Origin of the sequence: Pseudomonas xionganensis, assembly GCF_009763245.1 — a bacterium.
GTDB classification, from domain to species: domain Bacteria; phylum Pseudomonadota; class Gammaproteobacteria; order Pseudomonadales; family Pseudomonadaceae; genus Aquipseudomonas; species Aquipseudomonas xionganensis.
In genome coordinates this window covers 1,910,127-1,916,709 of record NZ_WKJZ01000001.1, presented here as the reverse complement: position 1 = coordinate 1,916,709, position 6,583 = coordinate 1,910,127, and the positions used below count along the sequence as shown (strand labels likewise).

At 64.8% G+C, this 6,583-nt stretch carries 4 protein-coding genes; 1 reads left to right on the top strand and 3 read right to left on the bottom strand.

Annotated elements, in window-relative coordinates:
• Positions 1-380: 380 nt before the first annotated feature.
• Together exaC and GJV18_RS08970 are read right to left on the bottom strand one after the other, a co-directional pair.
• Positions 381-1,901: an acetaldehyde dehydrogenase ExaC gene (gene exaC / locus GJV18_RS08975; RefSeq protein ID WP_160344598.1), complete on the bottom strand. Its 1,521-nt coding sequence runs from the start codon at positions 1,899-1,901 to the stop codon at positions 381-383.
• A 354-nt stretch (positions 1,902-2,255) separates the two neighbouring features.
• Positions 2,256-4,031: a methanol/ethanol family PQQ-dependent dehydrogenase gene (locus GJV18_RS08970; protein WP_160344596.1), complete on the bottom strand. Its 1,776-nt coding sequence runs from the start codon at positions 4,029-4,031 to the stop codon at positions 2,256-2,258.
• Between the two features lie 272 nt (positions 4,032-4,303).
• On the opposite strand from GJV18_RS08970, the gene GJV18_RS08965 reads away from it, so the two are divergent.
• Positions 4,304-5,536 carry an ABC transporter substrate-binding protein gene (locus GJV18_RS08965; protein ID WP_160344595.1) on the top strand — a complete coding sequence of 411 codons (1,233 nt, stop codon included), beginning with the start codon at positions 4,304-4,306 and terminating at the stop codon, positions 5,534-5,536.
• Between the two features lie 94 nt (positions 5,537-5,630).
• Here the strand turns inward: GJV18_RS08965 and GJV18_RS08960 are convergent, their stop codons facing one another.
• A complete protein-coding gene (locus GJV18_RS08960) occupies positions 5,631-6,557 on the bottom strand; it encodes a quinoprotein relay system zinc metallohydrolase 1 (RefSeq protein ID WP_160344593.1) in 927 nt (308 codons plus the stop codon).
• Positions 6,558-6,583 lie beyond the last annotated feature (26 nt).

The window sequence follows — 6,583 nt, the reverse complement described above, 5'->3', positions numbered from 1 at the left end:
TACGGTAACCCGCCCCGAACACGGCACCAGCGCGTAGGGTGGATGACGCTCTTTTCATCCACCTGCGATAACCACGGTGGATGGCTACGGCCATCCACCCTACGGCACTGGCATCCGCACCCTGTAAGGCGCCTGTCGCACCAGCTTTGCCGGGCACACGAAAAAACGCGACCGAAGCCGCGTTAAAGATCACTCACCGACGCACTGGAGCGGGCGCGCCGGGGCCGACAACCGGGTGCAAGAGCCTGCTCAAGGTCTAGCGAGCTAGAGACCTACAAGGCAGAAATAGGCGAGAAAGCGGAGTGTACTGTTGTACATGAGCATTTCGAGCCTGTTTCTAACGCAGTAGGGCCGACGCGCAGCAGACCTTGAGCGAGCGCTTAGAAGAAGCCCAGCGGATTGATGTCGTAGCTCACCAGCAGGTTCTTGGTCTGCTGGTAGTGGTCGAGCATCATCTTGTGGGTTTCGCGGCCGACGCCGGACTTCTTGTAGCCACCGAACGCGGCGTGGGCCGGGTACAGGTGGTAGCAGTTGGTCCATACGCGGCCGGCCTTGATCGCCCGGCCCATGCGGTAGGCGATGTTCATGTCGCGGCTCCACACCCCGGCGCCGAGGCCGAATTCGGTGTCGTTGGCAATCGCCAGGGCTTCGGCTTCGTCCTTGAAGGTGGTCACGCCGATCACCGGGCCGAAGATTTCCTCCTGGAACACGCGCATTTCATTGGTGCCCTTGAGCAGGGTCGGCTGGATGTAGTAACCGCTGGCCAGGTCGCCTTCCAGCTGCTCCGCCGCGCCGCCGGTGAGCAGCTGGGCGCCTTCCTGCTGGGCGATCTCCAGGTAGCTCAGGATCTTGTCGAACTGCTGCTGCGAGGCCTGGGCGCCGACCATGGTTTCGCTGTCCAGCGGATTACCGCGCTTGATCTGCTTGATCTTCTTCATCACCTCGGCCATGAACGGCTCGTAGATGGATTCCTGCACCAGGGCGCGGGACGGGCAGGTGCACACCTCACCCTGGTTGAAGAAGCCCAGCACCAGGCCCTCGGCGGCCTTCTCGATGAACGCCGGCTCGGCGCGCATGATGTCTTCGAAGAAGATGTTCGGCGACTTGCCGCCCAGCTCCACGGTGCTCGGGATGATGTTCTCGGCGGCGCATTTCAGAATATGCGAGCCCACCGGGGTGGAGCCGGTGAAGGCGATCTTGGCGATGCGCTTGCTGGTGGCCAGGGCCTCGCCGGCTTCGCGGCCGAAACCCTGAACCACGTTGAGCACGCCTGGTGGCAGCAGGTCGCCGATGATTTCCAGCAGCAGGGTGATGGACAGCGGGGTCTGCTCGGCCGGTTTGAGCACGATGGCGTTGCCGGCGGCCAGGGCCGGGGCCAGTTTCCAGGCGCCCATCAGCAGCGGGAAGTTCCACGGGATGATCTGCCCGACCACGCCCAGGGGCTCGTGGAAGTGATAGGCCACGGTGCCGTCGTTGATCTCGGCGGTGCTGCCTTCCTGGGCGCGGATGCAGCCGGCGTAGTAGCGGAAGTGGTCGGCGGACAGCGGCACGTCGGCATTCAGGGTTTCGCGCACGGCCTTGCCGTTGTCCCAGGTCTCGGCCACGGCCAGCAGTTCCAGGTTGGCTTCGATGCGGTCGGCAATCTTCAGCAGGATATGCGAGCGCTCCTGCACGCTGGTGCGGCCCCAGGCATCGGCGGCGGCATGGGCGGCGTCCAGGGCCAGCTCGATATCGGCGGCAGTGGAACGGGGGAATTCGGCGATCAGCGAGCCATCCACCGGGCTGGTATTGCTGAAATACTGGCCACCCAGCGGCTCGACGAACTGGCCATTGATGTAGTTGCCGTAACGTGGTTTGAGGTTGACGACTGAGCCTGGGGTACCGGGTTTGGCGTAGATCATGATGCAGCCCTCTAGTGTTGTCGGAGCCTGCCCCCTTGGGTGGAACAGGTCATGACTCGATCTTAGGAAGGGCTTGGCGGCGCCGGTATGCACCAATGGCACAGGTCGACTCGTTATTTGGTAGTAGAGAAATCTGTAGGGGGCGCCGTGCGCAGGGCAGCATCGCCGGTTGGGTAAAGCCCGACGAGCGGTGGATGGGTAAAGCGCCATCCACCCTACGGGCTGCCATCAGTGCAACGTTTTGCGTAGGGTGGATGACGCCCTTTTCATCCACCATTGCGGTTACTTGCCCCACCCAAGCCACAGACAGCACAAAGCCGGCACGCGGCCGGCTTTGTGTTCAGGCGCAGGGGATCAGCGCTTGGCGACCAGATCCTTGGGCAGTTTGAAGGTCCAGAGCATGCCGCCCTGGTTGAAGTTTTTGACCCGCTTGGCCACCTCGCCGCCCCACAGCGGTACCGCGCCGCCCCAGCCGGACAGCACCGAGACATACTGCTCGCCGTCCATCTCCCAGGTCACGGGCGAGCCGATCACGCCCGAGCCAGTCTGGAATTCCCAGACCTTGTCGCCGGTCTTGGCGTTGAAGGCCTGCAGGTAGCCCTCAGGCGTGCCGGTAAACACCAGGTTGCCCTTGGTGGTCAGCACCCCGCCCCACAGCGGCGCGTAGTTCTTGTGGCGCCAGACTTCCTTGCCGGTCTTCGGGTCGATGGCGCGCAGCACACCGATATAGTCCTCGTTGAGCGGCTTGATGGTGAAGCCGGCGCCCAGGTAGGCGGCGCCCTTCTTGTAGGCGATGTCCTCGTTCCAGATATCCATGCCCCACTCGTTGGAGGGCACATAGAACAGGCCGGTGTCCTGGCTGTAGGCCATGGGCATCCAGTTCTTCGCGCCGAGGAAGGCCGGCGCGGCGAACACGCTCTTGCCCTTCTCGCTGGCACTGGGGGCGCCGGGACGGTTGCTGTCGTCGAAGATCGGCCGGCCGTTCTTGTCCAGCCCCTTGGCCCAGGTGATCTTGTCGACGAAGGGGAAGCCACGGATAAACTTGCCGTTGGTGCGATCCAGCACATAGAAGAAGCCGTTGCGGTCGGCGGTGGCCGCCGCCTTCACGGTCTTGCCGCCTTCCTGGTAGTCGAAGGAGATCAGCTCATTGACCCCGTCGAAGTCCCAGCCATCGTTGGGCGTGGTCTGGAAGTGCCACTGGATGCTGCCGTCATCCGGGTTCAGGGCCAGGCGCGAGGACGAGTAGAGGTTGTCGCCAGGGCGCAGGTGCGAGTTCCAGGGTGCCGGGTTGCCGGTGCCGAAGAACAGCAGGTTGGTGTCGGCGTCGTAGTAGCCGCCCAGCCAGGGCGCGGCGCCGCCGGTCTGCCACAGGTCGCCCGGCCAGGTCTTGCCGGCCTCACCGCCGCTGATGCCGTTCTCGACTTTCTTGCCGTCCTTGTAGACGTAGCCCATATGGCCTTCCACGGTGGGACGGGTCCACAGCAGTTCGCCATTCTTCGGGTCGTAGGCTTCGATCTTGCCCACCACGCCGAACTCGCCGCCGGACACCCCGGTGATCAGCTTGCCGTTCACCACCAGCGGCGCGGCGGTGATGGAGTAGCCGGCCTTGTGGTCGGCCACGCTCTTGCGCCACACCACCTTGCCGGTGTCCTTGTGCAGGGCCACCAGCTTGGCGTCCAGGGTGCCGAAGATCACCAGGTCGCCATACAGGGCCACACCGCGGTTGATCACGTCACAGCAGGGGCGGATATCCTCGGGCAGACGTGCATCGTACTGCCACAGCTCCTTGCCGGTGCGTGCATCCACGGCGAATACCCGCGAGTAGGAGGCGGTGACATACATCACACCGTCCTTGATCAGCGGCTGGGCCTGCTGGCCGCGCTGCTTCTCGCCACCGAAGGACATGGTCCAGACCGGGCGCAGCTCCTTGACGTTATCCACGTTGAGGGTGCTCAGCGGGCTGTAACGCTGGCCCTGCAGGCCGAGGCCGTTGGTGACGATCTCGTCGGTGGTGCTGGCATCGGCCAGGATTTCCTTGTCGCTGACAGCCCAGGCGCTGGCGCCGGCCGAGAGCATGGCGGCGCACAGGGCGCTGAGAAGAAGGGGCTTGCATGGACCAGAGTGTTTCATTGCGGCTACCTCTGTGGGTTCATTGTTATCGCCGGGAACTTTTCCCGATCTAGCGCCGATTCTTCGGTGCCGGCCCCTGCGCAACAATTGCACGCAGTGCCGATTTCCCTAGTTCCTTGGTAGCAATACCGCCCCCTGCCACGGCCCGACAGGGCCTGCGCCGTTGCCCGCCAGCGCCACCCAAGTAGCACCCAGGCGCCACCAAAAGCCCATACCGCCGCAACGCCCCAGTCCGTAGAAAGGCACTCCCCTACCTTTCAAGGAGAATGCCCATGCCCCGCGCCCTGTTTGCCCTGCTGCTGGCCGCCCTGCTCGGCCAGGCCCAGGCCGAGAGCCTGAAGATCGGCCTCAACTATCCGCGCACCGGCAATGCCAAGGATGAAGGCCTGGAGCTGCGCCGTGGCGCCCTGCTGGCGGTGGAGACGATCAACCAGGATGGCGGTCTGCTTGGCCGGCGCCTGGAGCTGCTCAGCGCCAACACCGACTCCAGCGCCGCCCAGGCCGCGGCCAATGTCGAGCACTTTGCCCGCCAGGGCGTGCGCATGGTGTTCGGCGGCACCAGCAGCGAGGAAGCCATGGCCGCCGGTCAACAGGCCCGCGCCCACGGCCTGCTGTACTTCGCCACCCTGAGCTACGCCAACGAGGTCACCGGCCAGGCCGGCCAGCGTTACCTGTTCCGCGAATCCAGCAGCGCCTGGATGAGCGCCCGGGTACTCGGTGAATACCTGGCCTGGCACCTGCCGCGCCAGCGCTATTACTACATCCTCAGCGACGATACCTGGGGCCGCAGCCTGGAGCAGGCCCTGCGCCTGGCCACCGGCAGCAGCGACCGCGCCCGCCATGGTCGCAGCGTGCTGCCCCGCGGCCCGTTGCGCCGCGAGCAGTACCGCGCCGCGCTGGACAAGGCCGCGGCCAGCGGCGCCGATATTCTGGTGCTGGCCCTGCTCGGCGACAACCTGCAACACAGCATGCGCCTGGCCCATAACCTGGGCCTCAAGCAGCGCCTGCAAGTGATAGTGCCGAATCTGAGTAAAAGCCTGGTGCAGCAGACCGGCCCACTGGTGATGGAGGATGTGATCGGCACCGAGACCTGGACCTGGGACATGCCGCGCCAGGAAGACAGCGCGGCAGGCCTGCTCTTCGTCGAGCGCTATATTGCCGCTCACCAGGAGTATCCCGGCAGCACCGCCGCCTCGGCCTACACCATCGTCCAGCAGTGGGCCGACGCCGTGCGACGCACCGGCAGCAGCGACAGCGAGACGCTGATCAGTACCCTGGAAGATCACAGCTACCAGCTACTCAAGGACCGACAGCAGTGGCGCGGCTTCGACCACCAGAACCTGCAGAGCATCTACGCGGTGCGGGTACGCAAGCGTGAACAAGTGATGCGCGACCCGTTCAAACAGCACTACTTCGAGATCATCCACCGCATGAGCGGCGAACAGGCCGCCCCCAGCCATGATGAGTGGATTCAGGAGCGCGGCGAGGTCCTGACGCTGCAGTGAGTGCCAGGGCCGTTCTGAACGTCACTCACGCGCAGGCGGAAACCCAGAGAGTTCGCCGGCTCTGGACTCCAAAGACGACTTTTTCTGAGTTTCCCTACTGATCGATGCGCTGCAGCACGCTGTGCTCATAGCGCGGATACAGATGACTGACCGAGCGGATCAGCTCATAGCGGCTCAGGCTGATGGTGGCGAAGCGCTCGGGAATCGGCGTGCGGATCAGCTCATTCATCTCCGCGCCCCGCTCGGCGCCGCTGCGCATCACTTGGTCGAGCCAGCCCAGGTAGTCGCGCATCTGCACGAAGGGCGCGGCATCGCGGGTAATGGGCCCATGCCCTGGGACGATCTGCTGCCAGGGCAGCGCCTGCAGGCGCGCAAGATCCTCCAGCCACACGTCCAGCCCCGGCGTGCCCGGGGTGGTCAGGGCGCGCTGATGGAACAGCAGGTCGCCGGCGAACAGCACGCCGCTGCGCTCATCGAAGATCGCCAGGTCGGCACCGCTATGACCGCTCAGCGCCAACAGCCGCAGACGCCGCTCGCCGATATCCAGCTCACCGGCCTCCAGGGTCTGGGTCGGCAGCCGCACTTCGGTGCCACGCATCCAGTCGCCCACCAGGCGGTACATGTTCTCCGCCATGGCCTCGCCCTGCTCGGCCAGCAGGCGCCGGGTGCCTTCAAGGGCGGCGATGGGTACATCGCTGAAGGCCTGGTTGCCCAGGGCATGGTCGGGGTGATGGTGGGTGAGGATCAGCAGAATCGGCGGTTTGTCGGTGACCCGCGCGATGGCCGCCCGCAGCGCCTCGCCAAAGCGCTTCGACGGGCCGCTGTCGATCACCAGTACGCCATACTCGGTGACGATAAAGCCGGTATTGAGGATAAAGCCGCCATTGTCGCGGCCAAAGTTGTCGGTACTGCCCTCCACCAGCCAGACATCCTCGGCGATCTGCCGCGGCTCCAGTTGGTAGGTCAGCTCGGCCTGGGCCGATCCGGCCAATAGGGCCAGGCACAAGATCATCCAACGCATTCCATCCCCCTAGTAATGGCCGATGG